Origin of the sequence: Bacillus sp. PAMC28571, assembly GCF_014250435.1 — a bacterium.
Lineage (GTDB): Bacteria > Bacillota > Bacilli > Bacillales > Bacillaceae > Bacillus > Bacillus safensis.
The window spans coordinates 1194068-1214151 of record NZ_CP060191.1 but is presented as its reverse complement, the minus strand read 5'-3'; the positions used below and the strand labels follow the sequence as shown (position 1 = coordinate 1214151).

21 protein-coding genes are annotated in these 20084 nt (G+C 40.7%); 7 read left to right on the top strand and 14 right to left on the bottom strand.

The features are described from left to right. Positions 1-133: 133 nt before the first annotated feature. From pyc to glsA, 4 genes are all read right to left on the bottom strand, one after another. On the bottom strand, positions 134-3580 hold the full coding sequence (gene pyc / locus H7F25_RS05985; protein WP_103132171.1) for a pyruvate carboxylase: 3447 nt from the start codon (positions 3578-3580) through the stop codon (positions 134-136). Between the two features lie 79 nt (positions 3581-3659). Beyond that, a complete protein-coding gene (gene ftsW / locus H7F25_RS05980; RefSeq protein WP_185854375.1) occupies positions 3660-4871 on the bottom strand; it encodes a putative lipid II flippase FtsW in 1212 nt (403 codons plus the stop codon). Positions 4872-5081: 210 nt separating this feature from the next. Continuing rightward, positions 5082-5363 carry an Fpa/YlaN family protein gene (locus H7F25_RS05975; protein WP_003212509.1) on the bottom strand — a complete coding sequence of 94 codons (282 nt, stop codon included), beginning with the start codon at positions 5361-5363 and terminating at the stop codon, positions 5082-5084. Positions 5364-5485: 122 nt separating this feature from the next. Further along, a complete protein-coding gene (gene glsA / locus H7F25_RS05970) occupies positions 5486-6415 on the bottom strand; it encodes a glutaminase A (protein WP_044334025.1) in 930 nt (309 codons plus the stop codon). A gap of 120 nt (positions 6416-6535) precedes the next feature. Here glsA and H7F25_RS05965 point away from each other — a divergent pair, with 120 nt between their 5' ends. Next, entirely contained in the window at positions 6536-7018 is a 483-nt protein-coding gene (locus H7F25_RS05965) for a hypothetical protein (protein WP_087977216.1), read from the top strand. Positions 7019-7033: 15 nt separating this feature from the next. Here the strand turns inward: H7F25_RS05965 and H7F25_RS05960 are convergent, their stop codons facing one another. After that, positions 7034-8356 (bottom strand): PhoH family protein, encoded by a 1323-nt coding sequence (locus tag H7F25_RS05960; protein ID WP_025092370.1) that lies wholly within the window; start codon positions 8354-8356, stop codon positions 7034-7036. A gap of 140 nt (positions 8357-8496) precedes the next feature. On the opposite strand from H7F25_RS05960, the gene H7F25_RS05955 reads away from it, so the two are divergent. Both H7F25_RS05955 and H7F25_RS05950 read left to right on the top strand, forming a co-directional pair. After that, positions 8497-9114, top strand: coding sequence for a YhcN/YlaJ family sporulation lipoprotein (locus H7F25_RS05955; RefSeq protein ID WP_185854374.1), 618 nt, complete (start codon positions 8497-8499; stop codon positions 9112-9114). 102 nt (positions 9115-9216) lie between these two features. Next, positions 9217-9447, top strand: a complete 231-nt coding sequence (locus H7F25_RS05950) for a YlaI family protein (protein WP_024424769.1) — start codon at positions 9217-9219, stop codon at positions 9445-9447. A gap of 31 nt (positions 9448-9478) precedes the next feature. Here the strand turns inward: H7F25_RS05950 and H7F25_RS05945 are convergent, their stop codons facing one another. Together H7F25_RS05945 and typA are read right to left on the bottom strand one after the other, a co-directional pair. Beyond that, entirely contained in the window at positions 9479-9760 is a 282-nt protein-coding gene (locus H7F25_RS05945) for a YlaH-like family protein (protein ID WP_044334035.1), read from the bottom strand. Between the two features lie 96 nt (positions 9761-9856). After that, positions 9857-11695, bottom strand: a complete 1839-nt coding sequence (typA, locus tag H7F25_RS05940) for a translational GTPase TypA (RefSeq protein WP_024424768.1) — start codon at positions 11693-11695, stop codon at positions 9857-9859. 113 nt (positions 11696-11808) lie between these two features. Between typA and H7F25_RS05935 the strand changes: the two genes are divergently transcribed. Continuing rightward, entirely contained in the window at positions 11809-11988 is a 180-nt protein-coding gene (locus H7F25_RS05935) for a DUF5325 family protein (protein ID WP_024424767.1), read from the top strand. Positions 11989-12263: 275 nt separating this feature from the next. Continuing rightward, positions 12264-12899: a hypothetical protein gene (locus H7F25_RS05930; RefSeq protein ID WP_024424766.1), complete on the top strand. Its 636-nt coding sequence runs from the start codon at positions 12264-12266 to the stop codon at positions 12897-12899. A gap of 42 nt (positions 12900-12941) precedes the next feature. On the opposite strand, the gene H7F25_RS05925 is transcribed toward H7F25_RS05930, so the two are convergent. The 6 genes from H7F25_RS05925 to H7F25_RS05900 all read right to left on the bottom strand — a co-directional run bounded on the left by H7F25_RS05925 (position 12942) and on the right by H7F25_RS05900 (position 17171). Beyond that, positions 12942-13238, bottom strand: a complete 297-nt coding sequence (locus H7F25_RS05925) for an anti-sigma factor family protein (RefSeq protein WP_044334015.1) — start codon at positions 13236-13238, stop codon at positions 12942-12944. Next, on the bottom strand, positions 13235-13753 hold the full coding sequence (locus H7F25_RS05920) for a sigma-70 family RNA polymerase sigma factor (protein WP_044334033.1): 519 nt from the start codon (positions 13751-13753) through the stop codon (positions 13235-13237). The genes H7F25_RS05925 and H7F25_RS05920 overlap by 4 nt, the downstream gene beginning before the upstream one ends. Continuing rightward, positions 13753-14016, bottom strand: a complete 264-nt coding sequence (locus tag H7F25_RS05915; protein WP_044334013.1) for a hypothetical protein — start codon at positions 14014-14016, stop codon at positions 13753-13755. Before H7F25_RS05915 ends, H7F25_RS05920 begins: the two co-directional genes overlap by 1 nt. Further along, complete coding sequence (locus H7F25_RS05910) at positions 14006-15931, bottom strand: hypothetical protein (protein ID WP_185854373.1); 1926 nt, start codon at positions 15929-15931, stop codon at positions 14006-14008. Before H7F25_RS05910 ends, H7F25_RS05915 begins: the two co-directional genes overlap by 11 nt. Positions 15932-16042: 111 nt before the next feature. Then, positions 16043-16849 carry an inositol monophosphatase family protein gene (locus H7F25_RS05905; RefSeq protein WP_024426895.1) on the bottom strand — a complete coding sequence of 269 codons (807 nt, stop codon included), beginning with the start codon at positions 16847-16849 and terminating at the stop codon, positions 16043-16045. Between the two features lie 133 nt (positions 16850-16982). Beyond that, positions 16983-17171, bottom strand: coding sequence for a hypothetical protein (locus H7F25_RS05900; RefSeq protein ID WP_024424761.1), 189 nt, complete (start codon positions 17169-17171; stop codon positions 16983-16985). 277 nt (positions 17172-17448) lie between these two features. Here H7F25_RS05900 and H7F25_RS05895 point away from each other — a divergent pair, with 277 nt between their 5' ends. Beyond that, complete coding sequence (locus tag H7F25_RS05895; protein ID WP_103132175.1) at positions 17449-18084, top strand: DUF1054 domain-containing protein; 636 nt, start codon at positions 17449-17451, stop codon at positions 18082-18084. 27 nt (positions 18085-18111) lie between these two features. On the opposite strand, the gene H7F25_RS05890 is transcribed toward H7F25_RS05895, so the two are convergent. Further along, positions 18112-18381 (bottom strand): UPF0223 family protein, encoded by a 270-nt coding sequence (locus H7F25_RS05890; protein ID WP_024424759.1) that lies wholly within the window; start codon positions 18379-18381, stop codon positions 18112-18114. A 190-nt stretch (positions 18382-18571) separates the two neighbouring features. Here H7F25_RS05890 and H7F25_RS05885 point away from each other — a divergent pair, with 190 nt between their 5' ends. Continuing rightward, complete coding sequence (locus H7F25_RS05885; RefSeq protein WP_103132241.1) at positions 18572-20044, top strand: aminotransferase class I/II-fold pyridoxal phosphate-dependent enzyme; 1473 nt, start codon at positions 18572-18574, stop codon at positions 20042-20044. The last annotated feature ends 40 nt before the right edge of the window (positions 20045-20084 follow it).

Here is a 20084-nt window from a genome sequence, read left to right as displayed (position 1 = left end):
CCGGCGAAACCAAATCACAACAATGTTGTCCAACCTTCTTCACCTCACTCTATAGTGTAATCACTCTCACTTGCTGCTGCACATTTTAATGCGCTCAAAAAAAAGACACATCACGGTGGATGTGTCTCACTTCTTATTCTGGCTTTAATACAATTAATAGATCACCGGTTTGAATCGGTTCTCCATTTGTCACATGTATTTCATCTACGACCGCAGAAAATGGGGCTTGTACAGTCGTTTCCATTTTCATGGCTTCATTGATCATCAAATGCTCTCCTTGTGAAATTTTCTGCCCTTTTTCCACGAGTACTTTGATGACAGTGCCTGGCATCGATGCGGCGATGTGATTTGGATTTGAACGGTCCGCCTTCATTTTTTCTTGAACGGAGGATTTGATGCTTTCATCCTTAATCACCACTTCACGCGGCTGGCCATTTAACTCAAAGTAAAGAACTCTTGTGGCATCTGGATTCGGTTCACCAATTGATACGAGTTTGACAATCAGGGTTTTTCCTTTTTCGATTTCTACCTCAATCTCTTCTCCAAGCCTCATCCCGTAGAAGAACGTTGGTGTATCAAGAACAGAGATGTCACCATAGCTTTCTGCTGTTTGGACAAATTCAGAAAAGACTTTCGGATATAAGGCATACGCAATTGCGTCTTGCTCTGTTAACGTCAGGTCATGAGATTCTTTGAACTGCTTCTTAATGTCTTCAAAGTCCACTGGCTTCAGCTTCTCACCAGGTCTGACAGTAAGAGGCTCTTCCCCTTTTAAAATCAGCTTTTGCAGCTTTTCTGGGAATCCGCCATGCGGCTGGCCTAAATAGCCTTTAAATAATTCCACAACAGAATCCGGGAAGTCTAGTGTTGCGCCTTTTTCATAAACATCTTCTTCTGTTAGATCATTTTGCACCATATAAAGTGCCATATCTCCAACTACTTTAGAGGATGGTGTTACCTTTACAATATCACCAAACATGTCATTCACACGTCTGTACATTTCCTTTACTTCATTCCAGCGTTCGCCAAGACCGACACCTTTCGCCTGCTGCTGCAAGTTACTATATTGACCGCCAGGCATTTCATGCTCATAAATTTCTGTATGAGGCGAATTCATGCCGCTTTCAAATTCATGATAGTATTTTCTGACGGAATCCCAGTATTGAGAAAGGCGTTCGACAGATTGGACGTTCATGTCTGGCTTTCTTTCATGTCCATCTAAAGCATAATAAAGTGAGCTTGCACTTGGCTGCGATGTGAGTCCTGCCATAGAGCTGACGGCAACATCCACAATATCAACACCTGCATCAATCGCTCTTGCATAGGTGAACAGTCCATTTCCACTCGTATCATGCGTATGAAGATGGATAGGGATCGTAAGCTCAGATTTTAAAGCAGAGACTAGCTCGTAGGCTGCCTGAGGTTTTAATAGCCCCGCCATATCTTTAATACCTAAAATATGTGCGCCGGCAGATTCAAGCTCTTTTGCAAGAGATACATAGTACCCAAGATCATATTTTGGACGAGATGGATCAAGAATATCCCCCGTATAACAAATCGCCGCCTCTGCCACTTTGCCTGATTCCCGAACAGAATCAATGGCAAGCGTCATGCCTTTGACCCAGTTTAAGCTGTCGAAAATACGGAACACATCAATGCCTGCCTCGGCTGATTCTTTTACAAATGCTTTGATCACATTATCCGGATAGTTTGTATATCCGACAGCGTTTGATGATCTTAAAAGCATTTGGAACAGCGTGTTTGGCACTTCTTGACGAAGCTCTTTCAATCGTTCCCAAGGATCTTCTTTTAAGAAACGGTACGCAACATCAAATGTAGCCCCGCCCCACATTTCCATACTAAACAGCTCTGGCCATAAACCTGCTGTCGGCTGGGCAACTTTCTTTAAATCATGTGTTCTAAAGCGTGTCGCAAGCAGAGACTGATGCGCATCTCTAAAGGTTGTGTCAGTTAAAAGAACGTTATTTTGTTCTTTCACCCAGTTGGCAAGCCCCTCAGGTCCATGCGTATCTAACAATTGTTTTGTCCCAGACGGAATCTCTTGATTGAGAGGAAGCTTCGGAACGTCTGGCTTGTCAAAATGAGGCTTCTTTTTCTCCGCAATACCTGGGAACCCATTAATGGTAACGTTACCAATATAAGTCAACATCTTCGTTCCGCGGTCTTTTTGCTTAGGGAAATTAAATAGCTCTGGCGTTGAGTCGATAAACGATGTATCGTACTCCCCTTTTAGGAACTTCTCATGCTTAGCCACATTTTCAAGAAATGGGATGTTAGTTTTAATTCCGCGAATCCTGAATTCTTGTAAATTTCGAACCATTTTAGCAGCCGCTTGATCAAACGTGAGCGCCCATGTAGACAGCTTGACCAATAGTGAGTCGTAATAAGGTGTAATGACCGCACCTTGGAAGCTGTTCCCTGTATCAAGACGTACACCAAATCCCCCACCTGAGCGGTAGGCCATAATTTTTCCTGTGTCTGGCATAAAGTCATTTAAAGGATCTTCTGTTGTGACCCTTGATTGAATGGCAAAGCCGTGTGTAAAGATATCTTCTTGCTTTGGAATACCAACTTCTTTGCTGTGAAGGTTATGCCCCTTTGCAACAAGAATTTGGGTTTGAACGATATCGACACCTGTAATCATTTCTGTGATCGTGTGTTCTACCTGCACCCTTGGATTGACTTCAATAAAGTAAAACTCTCCATTTGCAACTAGGAATTCTACAGTCCCTGCATTAATATACGATACATTCTGGGCCAGCTGGACAGCCGCTTCGCAAATATCTTCACGCAATTGATCTGTTAGAGACACACTTGGCGCCACTTCAATGACCTTTTGATGCCGCCTTTGAACAGAGCAGTCACGCTCATATAAATGAATGATATTGCCGTGATTGTCTCCAATCACCTGCACTTCAATATGTTTTGGATTTTCAATCAGCTTTTCAACGTATACTTCGTCATTTCCAAAAGCAGCTTTTGCCTCTGACTTCGCACGGTCATAGGCTTCCTTCAGCTCTTCTTTTGATCTGACAATCCGCATACCCCGGCCGCCGCCGCCTAGTGAAGCTTTAATAATAAACGGGTAACCGTATTCTTCACCGAATTTTTCGACTTCTTCGACCGAATCAACTGGTCCGTCACTTCCTGGAATGACTGGAATACCAGCTTTTTTCGCTTCATCTCTCGCCTTTACTTTATCTCCAAACATATCTAAATGCTGAGAAGTTGGACCGATAAATTGAATGCCTTCCTCTTCGCATCGTCTTGCAAAATGAATGTTTTCGGATAAAAATCCGTAGCCTGGATGAATCGCATCCACGTCATTTCGTTTTGCAATTTCGATGATCCCCTCGATATCGAGGTAGGCATCAATCGGTTTCTTCCCTTCTCCAACTAGATATGCTTCATCAGCTTTATAGCGATGATAAGAGCCCGAGTCTTCTTTGGAATAAATGGCCACTGTACGTAAATTGAGCTCCGTACAGGCCCTGAAGACTCTGATAGCGATTTCCCCTCTGTTTGCAACTAGAACCTTTTGAATTGTTCTCTGTGACATTCTCACTCCTCCATATCCCTTAAAATTTTATATGTACTCTATAATAAAGGAAGAAATGAAAACTGTACACTTTTGTTTTCTAAAGATTCAAAGTTTTCTGCAATCCATTTTTTTCAACCGATGGTTTGCTCATTGATTTTTTCTTTTTGTAACGCTCTTTATATTCAGTAAACATGCTGATATTCAGCAGCATTCCCATACAGATGCTAAGTAAAATGATAGACGATCCCCCGTAGCTGATAAACGGAAGTGTCACCCCAGTAATTGGAATAAGACCTGAAACACCGCCTAAATTGATACAAGTTTGGATCGCAATCATGGAGGAAATTCCTATTGCAAGCAAACTTCCAAATGGATCTTCACACTTTCTCGCAATATAAAAACCTTTCACGACGATGAAACCAAGAAGAGCGAGAACAAAAAACACGCCGAAAAAACCAAGCTCTTCTGAGATAATTGCCATGATAAAGTCTGTGTGCGGTTCTGGAAGATACCCGTACTTTTGAACGCTTTCTCCTAGACCGAGTCCAAAAAAGCCGCCTGATCCAATCGCATAATATGAATTAATCAATTGATGCCCAGTAGCCCCTGCATCTTTAAATGGATCTTGGAAACTCTCAAAACGTCCGAGACGATTTTGCGTGAAAATTTTATCCCAAAAAAGAATAATAAACGGGGTCACGACGACCATTACTGCACTAAATAGCGCCAGCAGCTTCGCAAGCGTTTTGCCGCTAAATCCTGAGCATAAAATCATCGCAAGGGCAATCATGCCAATGATAAAGGCTGTCCCATAGTCTGGCTGCAAAATGATAAATCCGCACAGGATAGAGACAATCACGATTGGAGGCGTGACACCTCTTAAAATATGATCAATATAATGCTGCTTTTTGGCATACACCGCAGCAAGATAGATGATGACGACAATCTTTACAAATTCAGCTGGCTGAAGACTAAAAGGGCCTAATTTGATCCAGCTTCTTGCGTTCCCTGCAATATGACCGCCAAAGTACACATAGATGAGGGAAAAAACTGAAATCAGCAGCATACCAATCTGGAATTTCTTACTTGAAAACAGCTGATATGGAACTAATGCTGTAAAGATCAAGATGACTGCTCCAACAATCATAAATAAGAGCTGTTTCTTAAAAAAGTTATCTGGCGCGGCATCGTATCTGATAACAGATGTAATCATACTTGAGCTATACACCATAACCAAACCAAATGCGCTGATTAAGATAATGGCGAACAATAATGAGTAGTCATACGATTTTAGCATTCTCTTTAACATATAATCCTCTTCCTAACGTCTGTTTCTACTGCTTGATATCTTCTTAGCTGTTCTTATTCTACTACATTTTCTCCGTTTGATCCCGTTTTACCTCTTTTATATTGTTCGTCATTCATGAAAGAATCAAGTCCGTTTGCCGTCAATCCATCAAAAGAAAATAGGGGACAAAAAAACTCAAACTTATGTTGTGGAAGTTTGAGTTTTCAATCGTTATTTTTTTGTGAACGCATCATGAAGTGCGGAAAGCTCTCTCTCAAGTTTATCGAGTAGTTTCTTGCCTTCATGTTGATCAACTAATCCAAGCCGGACAGCAAAATCAATCTCTCTCGATAATCCGAACATTTGAGTATCTAAAACCTCTTCATAAAGAGGACATTGCGGCATCGTTAAGTTGTCCATTTGCACTTGGATCAATTTTAAAATTTTATCTGCATCCAATTTTAATAAAGCCAGTGCTTTTTGCCGATGATCGACTAAAATTTCTGACGCCAAAAGTATCCCTCCGTTCCCCAGGCGAGTACCTAATTCTTCTATTTATCATAAAGCGAAACGCCCAAAATTGCAAGCAGATTTGTACAGTTCGCTTTGTGAAAATAAAAAGAAGACATTTCTCATTAAAAGATACTCATCTCATATTTTTCACTCATGAGCTCAAGCAGCTTAATCCCAGCAATACTATTCCCTTTTTCATCCAGGGCAGGACCGAAAATTCCGATCCCAAAATCATATGGTGCCGCTCCCATAATCCCGCCTGAAACACCGCTTTTAGCAGGTATGCCGATATTAATGGCAAATTCCCCGCTTGCATTATACATGCCGCACGTCACCATAAAGGTTTTACAAATTCTAGCGACATCTTTTGAAAGAATTTGCTTGCCCGTCTCTGGATGTCTGCCATCTAATGAAAAAACACAAGCAATTTTCGCCAAATCTAAGCTGTTCATCATGATGGCGCATTGTTTCGTATACACATCCATGACCTCTTCTACGTTCCCTCTAATAATATGATATTGCTTCATATAATAGCACATAGCCCGGTTAATCATCGATGTCTCAAATTCGGATGCGGCTGTTTCTTTGCAGTATGTAATGCTTTTGTCATTTGCGAGCTCTCTAATAAAGCCAAGCAGGCGGTTCAGCTGATCTTGCGGAGTCGCTCCTCTTATTAAGCTTGTGACTGCAAGCGCTCCTGCATTAATCATTGGATTCAGCGGCTTATTCGGACTTGCTGTTTCCAGCTTAATCATTGAATTAAACGGGTCACCTGTTGGCTCTTGTCCAACAAATTGAAAGACTTTTTTTGGCCCTTCTTCTGAAAGCACGAGCGCAAGGGCTAATACTTTAGAAATACTTTGCAGGGTAAAGCGTTTATCTACATCTCCTGCCGAGTGGCAAGTATTACTCACATGGTACACAGCCACAGATAAATCCGTCTGATCCGCTTTGGCGAGAGCGGGAATATAGGATGCTACTTTGCCATCTTTGGCCACTTTTTTTGCTTCTTCTACAAATCGCTGAAGCTCTTCATTGTCACGACATGCCATGCCCAACATCCTCCCTATCTTTCATGTACGATTAGTGTGTACAAGGAAAAGCATGTTTATGAAAGTGACAAAGCAGGCGAAAACTTCTATAATTTATGTTGGAAAGGGGTTGTCTTGAACATGAGCATCATTCAAATTAAGGGGAACGTAAAGTACAAGATCACCATTGATCCAAGTGTATGGATTTTTGATGACCGCAAATTTTTAATGGATTCATTTTTTGAAAAAAGCACGGCAAATGAAGAAAGTCAGCTGGATCAGGAGCTTGACCAAGAGCGGGTGATCAGAGAAGGACAAACACTTCCACCCACTTTAAAAACAGAGAAGAAGTACGAAAAGGAAAGACTCATCACAGGCAGCTTCGGGATGAAGCTGGGTGATATGCTGAAAAATGCAGAACCGCTTGAACATGCAGACACATGCGAATTTGTCACAGAAACAGAGACAGTTGCTGTTCCGCTTTCTCAGGCAATGGAAAGCATTGCACACTTCAGCCAAAATGGGAAGCCGATGACTGAAGAAGGACCAATCCACGTTTATTTCGCAGATCAGTCCAACCTCACTCAGCCGATAAAAGGTGTCAAAGAGCTCATCATTACATAAGACAGAGGGTCTGGACTACAGCAAATCAGCTGCAAGCTGTGCAAGTCCAGATCTTTCTCCTTTGACAAGCTTGACATGTCCAGATATTTGCTGACCTTTGAACCGCTCAATGACATACGTAAGCCCATTATTTAAGCTGTCTAAATAAGGATGATCAATCTGCTCCGGGTCCCCCATCAGCACGATTTTACTTCCCTCTCCGACGCGCGTTAATAATGTTTTTACCTCGTGTTTCGTTAAATTCTGCGCCTCATCAATGATGATAAATTGATCAGGAATACTTCTTCCACGGATATACGTTAAAGCTTCCACTTGAATAGAACCAATTCCCGCCAAAATCGCATCAAGTTCACCAGGTTTTTTTGTATTAAATAAAAATTCCAGGTTGTCATAAATCGGCTGCATCCATGGTCTGAGTTTCTCTTCCTTTTCACCTGGCAAGTAGCCTAAATCCTTGCCAACAGGGACAATGGAACGGGCTACGATCAGTTTTTTAAACATGCCGAGATCCTCTGTCTGCATTAATCCGGCAGCAAGTGCAAGGAGTGTTTTACCAGTACCCGCTTTTCCGATCAATGTCACAAGCGGAATATCACGTCGCAATAGCAGCTCTAGGGCCATCGTCTGCTGAACATTTTTCGGACGGATTCCCCAAACATGCTCTTGATCATAAATAAGCCGTTTCACATGCTCTGCTTTTTGATCAAGCATTCCTAAAGCAGAACCGCCTTCATTCCCCTTCATAATGACAAATTGATGAGGGTTTAATGGTGCACTTGTGACTTCTTTTATCGGCAATTGACTTTGCTTATAAAATGTATTCAATTGCTCGGTCGGAATATAGAGCTCATGATAGCCGTTATCAATGTCTTCGTTTTGCAGCACACGGTCACTTAAGAAGTCCTCTGCTTGGAGACCTATAGCATCTGCCTTTACCCTGACTAAGACATCCTTACTGACCAAAATGACAGGCCGGCCGTGAGGCTTTGTTTCTTCCTCTAAGCTCAAATTTTTCGCGACCGCTAAAATCCGATTATCGTTCGTTTTTTCAATAAAAATTTCTTGAAGTTCATGGAAAGAGCGGTGATTCAGCTCGATGCGCAGCGTCCCTTTTGATTCTAGTGTAATTTTTTCATGCAGTTTCCCTTTCGATCTCAAACCGTCGATTAAACGTGAGACGCGCCGGGCGTTTTGCCCAACCTCGTCCATGTATCTCTTTTTCGAGTCTACTTCTTCTAACACAACGGCCGGAATGACGACCTCGTTGTCTTCAAATGAAAAGATTGAATTCGGATCCTGTAATAACACATTTGTGTCTAATACATAAATTTTACTCAGGTCCTTCGCCTCCTGATCGGGGTTTCATTCATCCTTGTCTTTCCCAAAACGATTGTTAAAATATATGTTTTCATGAATAAAGTTAGAAGGTTAATTCAACAATAAAATAAATCATGCAGTTTGTGAAGGAGGGAATATAAATGCGACTATTTTTGACATTATTCATGATTCAAACGATCATTCTGTTAGGCGCTTGCCAGCAGCAGGAAAAGCCAGAGGCGCTGGATGAGCAAGATGGACGCCAGCACTTAGTAAGGGTGTCTGACTCATCGAAGAAAAAGACAGATCAAGCCCGCCCATCCACAGATGTTGCGGAGCATCTTGTCAATGTGACAGAGCACGTAGCAGATGTCAATGATGCAACGGCAATCGTCATCGGCCGCTATGCTGTTGTTGGTATTGATGTAAAAGATGATTTAGATAGAAGCAAAGTAGAAACCATTAAATATTCAGTTGCAAAAGCGCTGAGAAATGACCCGGAAGGTGCAAATGCTGTTGTAGTTGCTGATCCGGATACAGTCAGCCGTTTAAAAGAAATGGGCAAAGAAATTCAAGCAGGCCGTCCTGTAAGCGGTATTATGGATGAACTGGCTGCCATTGTCGGCCGCGTGATGCCTGAGATGCCGAAAAATGAGATCGACCGTAACGAAAAGGATCCGACAAATGATCCGAATAATCAGCTCAAAGAACGAGATCAAAAACAGTTAGAAAAAAATCAGAACGACCAATCAAACCATCATATGAATCAGAAGAAATAATGAGAACGGCTTATATCTCCTGTGATATAAGCCTTTTTCTACGCTGATTTTAAGTGACTGGAAAACATGCTATAATAAATGCATTAAAGTGAGGTGAAAATGATGAGAGTGAAGTGCTCATTATGTGAAAAGCTTGAAACCATTGATGATGATACACTTGTTGCTAAACGGTTAAGAAACCGGCCAATTCATACATATATGTGCGATGACTGCCAAGAACGCATTAAAATAAAGACTGAAGCTCGCATCAAAACTGGCAGATTCTCTCTTTATCAGGATCCTGCGACAAAAGAGAAAAAGAAGAAAAAAGGAAAGAAAGAACAAAAGACATAAAAAAAGACCTGACACATGTTCAGGTCTTTTTTTACGTATTGACTGTTCCTTCTTTTTTCGCACGATGCAGCCGTATTTTATAAATAATCAAAATGGCAGCTGCCACAACAAGGCCTTCCGCTACTGGCAGGAAGATTCCTAGAAATGTGAGAAACGTGCAGCCAAAAATCAAAAACAAATAAATCACGAGCGCTTTTAAAATCGGTAAACGTCTTGCAAAGCCGAGCTTAAAAACAATAATCGCTAAAACAAGGATGGTGCCATATAGGAGCCACATCCCTGTTTGCGGATTTTCATCGACACGAAACAGCATCGCGAAAAAGGATAGATTTTCACTTACTTCCTGATCATTCAAAAAGATTCCCTCCCCTTATCTTTCAGGGTTCTATCTTTTTAATTCTTCATGGAATTAAGATAATCCTGCTAGCTTTTTCTTCTTCGCTGCTTTCTCACGTTCGTTTTTGTCTAAAATTTTCTTTCTAAGACGAATTGATTCAGGTGTAACCTCACAGTATTCGTCTTCATTCAAGTACTCAAGAGATTCCTCAAGTGACATAATGCGAGGTTTTTTCATGCTAACTGTTTGATCTTTCGTCGCTGAACGTACGTTTGTTTGTTGTTTCATACGGCTTACGTTTACAACAAGGTCGTTCTCACGGTTATGCTCCCCAACAATCATCCCTTGGTATACTTCAGTACCTGGCTCAACGAAGATCACACCGCGCTCTTCAACACCTTGGATTCCGTAAGCAGTCGCTTTACCTGTTTCCATTGAAACAAGTACACCTTGACGGCGTCCGCCAACTTGACCAGACTGCATTGGCTGGTAGCTGTCAAACGTATGGTTCAAAATACCAAAACCACGAGTTAATGAAAGAAATTCAGTTGTATATCCAATTAAACCACGTGATGGCACTGTAAAGATCAGGCGAACTTGACCGTTACCATTGTTGATCATGTCAATCATTTCACCTTTTCTTGCACCCATTGATTCCATAACAGAGCCAGTATGCTCTTCTGGTACATCAATTTGAACGCGCTCTACAGGCTCACATCGAACACCATCAACTTCTTTTACAATAACTTCTGGCTTCGATACTTGTAATTCAAAACCTTCACGTCTCATATTCTCAATGAGAATGGATAAGTGAAGCTCTCCGCGTCCAGAAACAACCCAAGCATCAGGTGAATCAGTTGGATCTACACGAAGACTGACGTCTGTTTGAAGCTGCTGCTCTAAACGCTCTTCGATTTTACGTGATGTCACGTATTTTCCTTCACGGCCTGCAAATGGGCTGTTGTTTACAACAAACGTCATTTGAAGTGTCGGCTCATCAATACGAAGGATTGGAAGTGCTTCTTGGTGTTCTACCGGACAAACCGTTTCACCTACGTTGATGTCTTCCATTCCAGATACAGCGACAAGATCTCCCGCTTTCGCTTCGTTGATTTCCACTCGTTTTAACCCTTGGAAACCAAAGATCTTTGTCACGCGGAATTGTTTCACAGTGCCGTCGACTTTCATCAAGGCTACCTGCTGTCCTACTTGCATTGTTCCTCTGAATACACGGCCAATTCCAATTCTGCCAACATAATCATTGTAATCAAGTAGTGCCACTTGGAATTGAAGCGGCTCTTCATGGTTATCAACTGGGCAAGGAATATGGTTCACAATGGCTTCAAACAATGATTCCATGTTTTCATCTTGCTTGCTCGCATCGTTACTTGCTGTACCATTGATTGCTGATGCATAGACAACTGGGAACTCAAGCTGTTCTTCTGTTGCATCCAATTCAATGAACAAGTCAATCACTTCATCGACCACTTCAGCCGGACGAGCAAAGTCGCGGTCAATTTTATTGACGACAACGATTGGTGTTAAGTTTTGCTCAAGTGCTTTTTTCAGCACAAAGCGTGTTTGAGGCATACAGCCTTCATAAGCATCCACAACAAGGAGTACACCATCTACCATTTTCATGATACGCTCAACTTCACCACCGAAATCGGCGTGTCCTGGTGTATCTAAAATATTAATGCGTGTATCTTTATAATTTATCGCAGTATTTTTAGCTAAAATCGTAATACCGCGCTCTCGCTCTAAATCATTTGAATCCATGGCTCTCTCAGCGATATTTTCATTCGCACGGAAAGTACCAGCTTGATGGAGCAATTGGTCAACAAGCGTCGTTTTACCATGGTCAACGTGGGCAATAATTGCGATGTTGCGAAGGTCTTTTCGAAGTTTCACATTTTCATCTCCTAAAATAATTAGATAACTTTCATATTATATCACAATCCCCTTTAAATGCCGATCGTTTTTCTGTAAACTTATATTAACTCTAAAAAAAGGGATGGAGACAAATGAAACAAATCAAATGGCTTCTATTATTATGTGCATTACTTGCAGTTGTCAGTATGGCGTTTATTGGGGTATCTCTTGCTGAAAAAAACATACTGGGCATATGTTTAAGTATCGTGTTCGCCATGATTTTCATGGGTACAGGATTTACATTAAAAAGAAAATTAAACGTGCAATCATAAAATTAGTGAAAAGCCTTTTACATTCTATATGTAGAAGGCTTTTTATTTTGAGTAAAAACAAGACAAATCACCTATGAAAGCTCCATTTTGCAAACAGAACGTATCTTGAAGAATTGACAAAAGTAAGCAATCTGAACCCCTCCATTTTTCGACAAGAACTTTTATAGTTCTCCAAAATCAAACAGAAAGTTACAATTTTCCTATTCTTCCACAAAGTTTCTCATGGTATGCTTTTCTTGCAACAAAATTTAACAGAAAAGGGAGAGAAAAGAAGCATGAAGAAGTTTTTGAGCAAATCGCTCAGCTCTGTTGTATTTTTCGCTTTAGCTATCATTCTTACTTTCACAACAGTAGCTCCTGGGCAAGCAAGCGCTGCAACTTTCAAAGGAATTCCTTTTGAACAGCAGCAAATCATTAAAGAATTATTGGAGAAAAACGAGCGTGTCATCAACATTCTCATCAATTCATTTGTTGAGGAAGACAACAACTACACATTTGATGTGAAAAAAGCTGTTGAGCTTGGACTAACTGAAGAAGAAGCGGCGACTGCTGAGAAATTCTTAGATCGCGCAGCTGTTCTTACAATCGTTTTCAGTGAAAGCATCACTAAAAACGAAAAAGGGAAATTGGTTTTTGATGCAGCAAAAGCTGTTGAACTTGGTCTTACAAAAGAAGAAGCGGCTAAATTCGAAAAGCTTTTCAAATCAGTGATCAGAATTGCTGATCTTGCTGGTGATGCCCTTGTTCTAGACAAAAAAGGAAACGTTGTGATTGATTCAAAAATTGCAAAAGGTCTTGGATTCAGCTCTACTGAATTACTTGTTTTCAACCAAATGCTTAAGAAAATTCCTCAAGAGCAATTGAAAACGTTCTATGATGCAGTTCAAATTGCGAAAGAAAAATTAAGCTAATCTAGAAAAAACCCCCAACTGGATAAACCAGGTGGGGGTTTTTTATTTCAGCCAATAAAGAATGATCATCACGACATATCCTATACAAAACGCGATACTTGCTCGATATAACAGCTTGCCATAGTAGCGCTTTTCGAATTTTCTTCTTTCTTCCTTTTCATCTATATATGGCATGAGATCAGGAGTTTGTATAAAAGTTATTGGCTCTTTCATTTCGTGATAAAGGTGTTGGCAGCTCTCGCAGGATTGTAAGTGCTCTGCAACAATTTTATTTGTTTCTGCACTTGTGTCCCCCTCTATATAAAGTGGTAACAATTCTTCAATCAAATAACAGCTCATTTATTGAACTCCTCACAATGTAGCATTCGCTTCAGCTCTAATCTGGCTCGATGAAGGGTTGTTTTGACTTTAGATAAAGTCCAATTCAAAATTTCAGCTACTTCTTCATATGACAATTCTTGAATATCTCTTAAAATAAGGACCTCCCGGTAGGAATCCTTCAGCTGATAAATATGATGCCACAGCCTTTCTATATCAGCTTGTTTTTCAATGTGATCTTCTGGTGTCGTGAACGACTGCTGCTCTAAGAAATCTATTTCCTCTACGTTTGTAAAAGTCCATTTTACTTTTCGGCGATAATCATTCACAAATGTGTGATAAGCAATGGTATAAAGCCATGTTTTCATACTAGAATGTCCCTTAAAGGAGGACAATCCATGCAGTGCCTTCATAAATACGTCCTGTGCAAGGTCCTTGGCTGTTTCCATATTTCCCGTCCGGCGATATAAATATTTAGTGATTTCCTGAAAATATTCTTCATAGATTTTTTCAATTTGTTCTGCTGGTCTGGACATCAAAAATAAAACCACACAGTCATCCAAATCGATAAAACGATAAAAAAGAAATATAATGAGTAAATAAACCCTTTCATACGTTTTAACTCGTCATAGTCATTCTGACCTTCCATCGGTGCTGATGACTGCTTTTTACCCGCGTCCACATGCTGAAATTGCTGCTCGTGTGCCTTCATCCAGCTCGCTGCCTCGGCTCCCAGATCCCCTTCTTGATACAGTTCATATAAGTCTTGAAAGATGGCTTGTTTTTCTTTATCTGTCAAAACGATGCACCTCTTTTGTTCGTCCATTCACTTCATAGATTTTATGCTCATTTGATCCGAAGGTTTGTATGATGACAAGCCACGAAATGTCGATGTTCCCTTCTTTGTCGATCATCTTCACAGGTTTTATTTGTTTTTTATAGATCGTAGATGGTTTATACCTTTTAAGTACTTGCTGATAGACTTCCTCCCGATCTTGATTAGATACTGCATGCGGGATTGAAGAATCTGATTGTACTCTCAACTCAATTCCATCATCCCCTTTAAACAGATTGACGACATGAGATGAGTGGTTAAATGTAAATTGTTTGCTTTCACTAGTGCCTGTTTCTTTTCTTATGTCTTTTGGTTTTTTCCCTATGATTTTTAACAAATCTTCATCGCTAACGTTCCCTTTTTTCTGTTGAAGAATCGCTTTTGACAGCTTAAAGCTGATAACTTCTTTTGTTGAGCCATTAAACAGAAACTCCGATTGATCTTTAGTTGTAACCCTCACTTCATGCTGCCAATTAAAATAAAATTCATCAATGCCTGTGATTTGATAAGCTGGCGGCTTGAGGTTTAAGTGTTTATAAATACTGTTGATCCTGTTTTTTATCTCCGTTTCTGTTAAATGGATTCCGTCAATATCCTTTAATTGAAAGATGGCGTTTACGTATTGCGCTTGTCGAAGCGTCCCTTTTTTCCAGGTGGCAGACGCTAAACTGTCCTCTTCATTCTGAGACATTTTTGGCAGAAGTAGAACATTCGTCTCACCGTCCTGTTTTTTTACAGCTAATTGAATACGCTGTAGATCGATTGACCGCCCGCTTCTTTCGAAAAATTCAATGGTTTTTTTCCTATATTCTTTATCGGTCATCTCCTTTCCCTCTACACGACCTCGATAAGAATATCCGCTTAATTCACCTGTAAACGGAGAAATATTCACTTCATACTGATCATCTGCAAACACGTAATGATCAGGGATAGGCTGATGACTAGCATTTAAATAAAGCGATTGATCCTCTGGTACAAATTTTGAAGCGAATGCTTTTGCACTTGCTGCTGATAAAGGGCGATATTCTTCTGAAAAAGTATCTACCAGTTCCGTTTTGGTAAATTGGAACATGGTATGAGGAATATTGACAACCGGGTTGAGTAACAGCAGAAAAAAGACAGTTATACAACCAACGCCCCACTTCCTTAATCTCAGCTTGTCCCGTAGTAAAGCAGATAACAAATCAATCGTCATAAAGCTTCCTGCTGCTGCCGCTAAAATGACTATCGATTTAAATGAAGATTGGAGCTCATGCTTCGAGATAGAAGGATAAAATATATAAAGCAAGGCTGCGAAAATTAAGCCATAGAAGAAAAGCAATTCCTTCCACTTTCGGTGCCAAAACAAGCGAAAGAAAAGGTGCAGCAGCAAAGCGGCAAAGCAAGCCATAACCAAAATGGTGATCATATCTCTCCATACTAGCCCCGTATCACCGCTAAGAAAGAACTTTTTGCTTTCAGCAAACACAATAAACACTGTTTGACATAAAGGCAGAAGTAATACAGATAAATCAAAAACAAAGAACATACCTTTATTTTTTAAATAAGGAAGAGTAATCACATAGTACAGTGATGCAAGCAAGACATACCCATAAATGAGAAATTGCATGAAATCTGTCAGCACTTCAAATGTTTCGATCGTATACTGTCTAGACAGAACTTGGTGGATCATTTCAACTGTCATCCCGCCAAGCAGAACAACTCTTAATACGATTCCAGCATAAAATACATAACTACTCCTCTTTTCTTTCCATATGGGGAGTGTTACGAACAGGACAAATAGTCCAAGTACACACCATTGAATGATGTGGATACTGTACTCATTTAAAATAAAATACCTTTCAAAATGGAGCGATAAATCACTAAACAAATCAAACATTGATACACAATCCTTTACTTGAAATTAAGGCCTCATTCGTATAGACATCCGCCTTACCAAAAAGTTTCAGGAAAAACAAAAAATCACTTCATTCTCATGAAGTGATGTCGTTTATTTTTTATTTCCGCTTCCTTTTATGTAATCATGCAAGATTTTTTCACAAATGGATCGATTTCCAGCCACTATACTGTTTTTGTCTAGGAACGTAAGACGTTCTCCGTGAATATTTGAGTAAACGGCCCCTACTTCATCAAGCAGTACGCAGCCCGCTGCATAATCCCACGGCGCAAGCCTTAAGGTGACATATGCGTCACTTCTGCCGCTTGCAATATAAGCAAGCTCAAGGGCAGCTGATCCAATCGTTCGTGTCCCTCTCACGTCACGCACAAGACGGGCAAATGGTTTGGCGTCAAAATAAGGGCTTTCAATCGCCCATGTCGGATTAATACCCACAATGGCTTTTTCAATCTCCACATCTTTTAATGGCGGGAGCAGGATATCGTTCATATAGGCTCCTTCTCCTTTAATGGCATGGTAGAGCTCGTCATGAATGACGTCATAAATAAGACCGATTTTCCCCACACCATTTTCAAATATCCCGATTGAAATGGCAAAGTTTCGTTTTTGATGGACAAAGTTCATTGTGCCATCGATCGGATCAATGATCCACACAATTCCATCGAGTGAGGTGACCTCTTCCCCTTGTCCCTCTTCTCCTAAAATGTGATGATCTGAAAATGTCGACTGTATTTTTTCAATAAAAAAACGTTCTGTTTCTTTATCGATATTCGTGACTAGATCATTTGGATTTGATTTTGTTTCAATTGATAGACCTTCCTGCATGGACGCTTTAATACGGCTTCCTGCTTCTTTTACCCAGAGCTTTGCAAGACGGTCAATTTCCACCCAGTTTGTCATCAGATTGTAAACCTCTTTTCTATGTAGGACCTATTTGTAATAGCATACTGATATTATGTACGTAAAAGCAAGAAAAAAGCAGCTTCATACAAAAACGAACCGATGAATTGGTTCGTTTTTACCTCACGCTGTTTTACCCTTGAAGCTGCTCCCATTCTTTTCTTAGGCGCTCAAGCTTTCGTTTGCTGCGTTCGATTTGGATGTCATCTTTTTGTTCGATGGCTTCATGAAGCGTAGAAAGCTCATAATCAACCTCTAATCTCCACACAGCGATGCGATTTTTCTTCTCCTGTCTATAGCCCTGCTTCACGATTTGCTTCATTGGTCAACGCCCCTTCCAGAGAATGATTCATTCCTTGTCAGTTTTCATTGATAAAAATTCAATCGATAAGAGAAATGGTTCTTGCTTATATCGTATGAAGCGATCGCATAACCGCAACGACATTCTGAAAATTGTGTCTTTACCTATTAATGATGTACCACAAATTGAAAGGTTTTAAACGCTGCACCACGCCCTTTTATCTGCCGGTGCATCTTTTTTTGAGCTTGACCCAAGCTATGATAAAATATGATCAGCGAAAAGATACAGGAGGCATAACATGAGTGAAATACGTTTTAGAGATGAAGATTTTGAAACATTCACAGTTGATGGTTTAGATGAACGAATGACTGTATTAAAAGAAAGAGTCCGTCCAAAGCTTGAGGCACTTGGCGAACATTTTGCACCACTTCTTTCTTCTATTACAGGAGACGAAATGTTTGTACACGTCGCAAAGCATGCTAGAAGATCTGTCAACCCGCCAAATGATACATGGGTTGCTTTTGCAAACAGTAAGCGTGGATATAAAAAACTTCCTCACTTTCAAATTGGACTTTGGAAAACACATGTCTTTGTCTGGTTTGCGCTCATTTATGAATCTCCAGTGAAAGGTGAGTACGGCCAGCTATTTGAAAAAGAGCTAGACACCATCCAGCAGAAAATACCGCAAGATTTTGTATGGTCTAAAGATCATATGAAACCAGATGTCATGCGTCACAGCGAACTAGATTCCGAACAGCTGAAAACGCTGTTTGAACGTGTTCAAACAGTGAAGAAAGCCGAGCTTCTGTGCGGCATTCAGCTGCCTAGAGAGGAAGTCGTTCAAATGAATAATGAAGAATTTCTATCGAAAATCGAAAATGCCTTCCGCACGCTGACGTATCTATACCGCTTCACACAGAAAGAATCTGTATAAAAAAACGAGCCCTTATAGGCTCGTTTTTTACATACGTATAATAGCAGTCTCTTCTGCCTCTCTTGCGGTTTTCACTGCACGATAAGGGGAATACCCGCTTCCCTTTTCAAACGCCGCACAATGCGTTTTTTCCTCTGCTTTTGATGGCACAACCTCTTTAAATCGTTTATAAGCATCTAATAACTCCTGCTTCGCAATTCCTTTTTCATATGCTTTTTCAACAGCCTGAAAAAATGAAATGACTGCAATTTTTTCCTCTGTCGTCCAGTCGACATCCATTGGATATTGATATTCCATTTACTTGTCCCTCACTTTAACACTCATTTCTCATTTGAACTTTTATTATAGCATCTGTTTGATCAGAAACCGATTGATTTTATGCTTTACATTCCGATCAGTTCATAATATAATTCTTTTGTTTTATGCAATGAAATCTGCTGTAATTGGCACAATAATAGCAGGTATTTCGATGAAGGTGGGAAAGCAATTGTCACAACATGATACACCCTTATATACTGGACTAAAAAAACACGCAGCAACCAATCCAGTCCAATTTCACATTCCAGGCCATAAAAAAGGAGCCGGAATGGATCCTGAATTTAGAGCATTCATTGGCGACAATGCATTAAGCATTGACCTCATTAATATAGAACCTCTCGATGATTTACATTCACCTCGAGGGATGATAAAAGAAGCACAGGAGCTTGCTGCTGAAGCCTTCGGTGCTGATCATACGTTTTTCTCCATTCAAGGCACAAGCGGCGCTATCATGACAATGGTGATGACGGTATGCGGGCCCGGGGATAAAATCATCGTTCCGCGTAATGTCCATAAATCAATTATGTCCGCGATTGTATTTTCTGGCGCAGTTCCTGTTTTTATTCACCCAGAAATAGACAAAGAACTTGGCATCTCTCACGGTATTACACCTGAATCAGCCAAAAAGGCGCTCACTGAGCATCCAGATGCGAAAGGTTTGCTTGTCATTAATCCAACGTATTTTGGTATTTCAGCAGACTTAAAATCAATCGTAGACATTGCCCATTCATTTGATGTGCCTGTCCTTGTCGATGAAGCACACGGTGTGCATATACATTTTCACGATGAGCTTCCCCTCTCTGCGATGCAGGCAGGTGCCGACATGGCAGCAACAAGTGTCCATAAACTCGGCGGCTCTCTTACGCAGAGCTCTATTTTAAATATGAAGGAAGGGCTTGTTTCAAAAGACCGAGTGCAATCGATTTTGAGTATGCTGACGACAACGTCCACTTCTTATTTGCTCTTAGCGTCACTTGATGTCGCTCGAAAACGATTAGCCACTGAAGGAAAGGCACTAGCTGAAGAATCCATTCGTTTGGCTGAATCAGCGAGAGACCGCTTGAATCAAATTGAAGGCATTACCTGCATTGGCAAGGAAGTACTCGGTTCAGCTTCCACTTACGATTATGACCCAACGAAATTAATTATCTCCATTAAAGACCTTGGGTTAAACGGACATGATGTCGAAAAATGGCTGAGAGAAAGCTATCGAATTGAAGTAGAGCTCTCTGACCTTTACAACATTTTATGTATCGTTACCCCTGGCGATTCAGATGAGACAATTGATACGCTCGTGACGGCGATGCAGGAGATTGCCGCAGCCTCTACTCGTGAGAGCGGCAAACAAGCAGTAACGGAAGTGCTGCTGCCTGAGATCCCATCGCTTGCTATGACGCCGCGTGACGCCTTTTACGCTACAACGGAAGTCGTTCCATTTAAGGAAGCAGTCGGCCGCATTATCGCAGAGTTTGTGATGGTGTATCCGCCAGGTATTCCGATTTTTATACCAGGTGAAATTATCACAGAAGAAAATATATCGTATATCTTTAAAAATATTGAAATTGGTCTTCCTGTCCAAGGACCTGAAGATTCAACGCTTGAAATGATCCGTGTGATTAAGGAACAAAAACCAATTTTATAAAAAAGAAACATGCAGCCCCAAATGGAGCTGCATGCTTTTT

Coding starts and splice junctions, on each gene's coding strand:
- pyc (WP_103132171.1), bottom strand. CDS start 3,580: ATGTCACAGAGAACAATTCAAAAGGTTCTAGTTGCAAACAGAGGGGAA.
- ftsW (WP_185854375.1), bottom strand. CDS start 4,871: ATGTTAAAGAGAATGCTAAAATCGTATGACTACTCATTATTGTTCGCC.
- glsA (WP_044334025.1), bottom strand. CDS start 6,415: ATGGCATGTCGTGACAATGAAGAGCTTCAGCGATTTGTAGAAGAAGCA.
- H7F25_RS05965 (WP_087977216.1), top strand. CDS start 6,536: ATGAGCATCATTCAAATTAAGGGGAACGTAAAGTACAAGATCACCATT.
- H7F25_RS05955 (WP_185854374.1), top strand. CDS start 8,497: ATGCGACTATTTTTGACATTATTCATGATTCAAACGATCATTCTGTTA.
- H7F25_RS05950 (WP_024424769.1), top strand. CDS start 9,217: ATGAGAGTGAAGTGCTCATTATGTGAAAAGCTTGAAACCATTGATGAT.
- H7F25_RS05945 (WP_044334035.1), bottom strand. CDS start 9,760: ATGCTGTTTCGTGTCGATGAAAATCCGCAAACAGGGATGTGGCTCCTA.
- H7F25_RS05935 (WP_024424767.1), top strand. CDS start 11,809: ATGAAACAAATCAAATGGCTTCTATTATTATGTGCATTACTTGCAGTT.
- H7F25_RS05930 (WP_024424766.1), top strand. CDS start 12,264: ATGAAGAAGTTTTTGAGCAAATCGCTCAGCTCTGTTGTATTTTTCGCT.
- H7F25_RS05925 (WP_044334015.1), bottom strand. CDS start 13,238: ATGAGCTGTTATTTGATTGAAGAATTGTTACCACTTTATATAGAGGGG.
- H7F25_RS05920 (WP_044334033.1), bottom strand. CDS start 13,753: ATGTCCAGACCAGCAGAACAAATTGAAAAAATCTATGAAGAATATTTT.
- H7F25_RS05910 (WP_185854373.1), bottom strand. CDS start 15,931: ATGTTTGATTTGTTTAGTGATTTATCGCTCCATTTTGAAAGGTATTTT.
- H7F25_RS05905 (WP_024426895.1), bottom strand. CDS start 16,849: ATGACAAACTGGGTGGAAATTGACCGTCTTGCAAAGCTCTGGGTAAAA.
- H7F25_RS05900 (WP_024424761.1), bottom strand. CDS start 17,171: ATGAAGCAAATCGTGAAGCAGGGCTATAGACAGGAGAAGAAAAATCGC.
- H7F25_RS05895 (WP_103132175.1), top strand. CDS start 17,449: ATGAGTGAAATACGTTTTAGAGATGAAGATTTTGAAACATTCACAGTT.
- H7F25_RS05890 (WP_024424759.1), bottom strand. CDS start 18,381: ATGGAATATCAATATCCAATGGATGTCGACTGGACGACAGAGGAAAAA.